This window comes from Methanohalobium sp., from assembly GCF_046546175.1.
Classification (GTDB): Archaea; Halobacteriota; Methanosarcinia; order Methanosarcinales; family Methanosarcinaceae; genus Methanohalobium.
Window position 1 is genome coordinate 1 of record NZ_JBKGYF010000128.1, and the last position, 3,087, is coordinate 3,087.

General features: G+C 35.9%; 3 protein-coding genes. 1 reads left to right on the plus strand and 2 read right to left on the minus strand.

Annotated features, from left to right (window positions below):
- The first annotated feature begins 479 nt into the window (after nucleotides 1-479).
- Nucleotides 480-2,504 carry an IGHMBP2 family helicase gene (locus tag ACLFMM_RS09600; protein WP_410808510.1) on the plus strand — a complete coding sequence of 675 codons (2,025 nt, stop codon included), beginning with the start codon at nucleotides 480-482 and terminating at the stop codon, nucleotides 2,502-2,504.
- A gap of 34 nt (nucleotides 2,505-2,538) precedes the next feature.
- Here ACLFMM_RS09600 and ACLFMM_RS09605 read toward each other — a convergent pair whose 3' ends face one another.
- The gene (locus ACLFMM_RS09605; RefSeq protein ID WP_410808511.1) at nucleotides 2,539-2,679 is read right to left on the minus strand and encodes a VPXXXP-CTERM sorting domain-containing protein; all 141 of its coding nucleotides are present in this window, start codon (nucleotides 2,677-2,679) and stop codon (nucleotides 2,539-2,541) included.
- Between the two features lie 192 nt (nucleotides 2,680-2,871).
- The coding region (locus ACLFMM_RS09610) for a hypothetical protein (protein WP_410808512.1) at nucleotides 2,872-3,087 on the minus strand (216 nt) is incomplete at its 5' end.

Below are 3,087 nucleotides of genomic sequence, written 5' to 3' on the forward strand. Positions count from 1 at the left end.
ATCTTTTATACAGGTAAATTTAAGTATCTTTTTTCCACCCATTTCAAATAATATTGAAACAAAGGATGTGGTATTATTAAAGAAGAATTTCTGGATGCAAGCGGATGTGCTACATGTTCCAAATTGAAAAAAGATATTGAGACCATTGTTTCTGATATGGGATGTTAGATGATGTTGAGATTGTAAATATAGAAGACCATGTGGAAATTGCAAAAAAGGTATTAAGAAAACGCTAGTTGTAGTTGTGGACGGTGAAACCAAGTTTAAGTAGCAGTTTCATGCTCTGCTATACTAAATTTATTTTGAATTTCTTATATACTTTAGAAATTACAAATAAATTCAAGTACAATCAATCTTACTGTTGCATGTAATTGGATTAGTTTCAAATTTGTCTTCGAAATTCCTGAGCCTTTTCTTTAGGGATTTCAATTTTTTCTGTTATTCAAGATAAACCATAATATAACTGGTCTGGTGATACAGTGGCAACCAAAAGTTTTTCAGATTATAGGGGCTACAAAAATAAATATTCGAGACTTGTTGAGCTTGAACGTGAAGAAGAGATGAGAAAGCATCTGGATGAAATTAAGAATTTAAATCCAAAGGAAAGAGAATCCCGTGGAAGAGCAGTCCTTAATATGAGAGGGCGAGACCAAGGTAAAGGGCTGGGAGGCAAGTATATTGTAAAATTTGTAAGGGTTAGAGGAGGTCATTTACCAGATACTGAAATATCTGTTGGAGATCAGGTGATGTTAAGTAAAAAAAATCCGATGGACCCCAATAATCCCGAAGCCACTGTAATTGAGAAAACCAATTATTCCATTTCTGTGTCATTCAACAGTAAACCACCTGGGATGGTATACGGCAAAGGTTTGAGGGTTGACCTGTATGTCAATGATATAACTTTCCAGAGGATGCTGAAGTCCATAAAATATTTTGAAAATCCAGATGATAAAAAACAGCGTCTACAGAATATATTGATTGGTAAATTGAAACCCACATTTAATGAGGGTTCAGAACCGGTAATCCATAATAATAGATTGAATTCATCTCAGGTCAGTGCTGTTAAAAGGTCACTTGAAGCAGAAGACCTGTTTTTGATCCACGGGCCACCTGGAACCGGTAAAACTACAACTTTAATAGAGGTCATTGAACAGCATGTTGACAGGGGTCAAAAGGTTCTGGCAACAGGTGATTCGAATGTTGCAGTAGATAATCTTGTGGATTTTCTTACCAGTAAAAATAGAAATGTAGTAAGAGCAGGACATCCTGCAAGGGTTACAGAAATATTGAGGCAGCATACATTGGATTTTCTTGTTGAAAATAAAGAAAAGTACCAGAGAGCTCAGAGTTTGCGAGCAAAAGCTAACAAGCTTAATGAAAAACAGAAATATTATCCCTGTTCATCTGGACGATGGAGAAGAGGGCTTACAAATGAAGCAATAAAAGACCTTGCAAGTAAAGGAAAAGGTTCCAGAGGTATACCTCCCAAAAAAATGAAGCAAATCGCCAAATGGATTGAATTGCAGGAACAAATAAGTGCAATTATAGAAAAAGCAAAAAAACTGGAAGATGAAGCAGTGGATGAATTGATTCAGAAAGCGGATGTTGTGTGCACAACCAACTCCACTGCAGGAAGTGAATTACTGGAAAATGAAGATTTTGATGTTGTAGTTATTGATGAAGCAACCCAGTCTACAGAACCATCCTGTTTGATATCCATGAGTCACGGTGGTAAAGTAATACTTGCAGGAGACCATAAACAACTTCCACCAACAATATTAAACCAAGAAGCAAAAGAAAATGGACTGGAAGAAACACTTTTTGAACGAATGATTGATGTTCATGGCTCACATATAAAGGAAATGCTGAACATCCAGTATCGTATGAATATTGAAATCATGCGTTTTCCGAATACATATTTTTATAGTGGTGGATTGAAAGCTGCGGATGAGGTTAAAGATCATAAACTTGAATCCAGTTCTAAAAATACATCTGATGATTTAATTGAAAAAATCTGTGATTTTAAGCAAGGTATCACTTTTGTAGATACTCAGGGTAATTTCAGTGAAAATACACCAAAAGGTTCTACCTCAAAAGAAAACCCAAAAGAAGCAGAACTAGTAAAAAATACAGTTGATAGAATCTTAACATATGGCATCAATCCTGAAAATGTCGGAGTTATTTCACCCTATGATGCCCAAATTGAGCTTCTCAAAAAGAAAATTAATATAAGTGGGCTTGAAATAAAAACAGTGGATGGTTTCCAGGGTAGGGAAAAGGACGCCATAATTCTATCACTTGTAAGGTCAAATGATAACAGGGATATCGGATTTTTAAAAGACCTAAGACGTCTGAATGTATCTCTAACAAGAGCCAGAAAGAAGTTGATAATAATCGGTGATGGTAATACATTAGGTATAAACAGAATATATAATGAACTTATGGATTATATAGCAGAAAACGGAGGTTACATAAAAATTTCAAATCAAAGTTTGAATTTATAAAAAATAGTGAGGATAGTTGTGAACTATCCTCGGCTCACTGTTTTTGTTCTTTTCCCAGGAATAACATTATTATAATTCCAAGAACACCAACCAGCAATACTGGATTTGCAGTTGGAACACCTGCCCAGTGATCATATCCGAAATAATGGCTTGGGTCGCTATCTGTTACTGTCATACTACATAGTGTATTTCCAGTAACGTTTGCCATGTTGGAGTATTGACCATCTTTAGCAGTGCCTATTAATGTACATTCAACGGATTAACCGGGCATCAGGCTAGTTTTTGAACAATTAATTTCGCCCTGTTTATTGTCCACTACCGTGATGTTGTAGAGTTTAACGTTACCGGTATTGGTTATGTTGTAGGTTCATGTAACATTTGTACCTATCTCTATGGTTGGACCGAATCCAGTATCATCGTCTACACCATTGGTATATTTCTCAATGCTGATACTAGCGCATTCTTCTGTGTATGGTTCAAATGTTACATTTCCTAAGGCCCGAGCACCCTCCAGGTTATTTGATGCATTAAAGGGTCCTTTACTGGAGTTCCAGTAATTGTATTTGACATCCATTGAATCGCT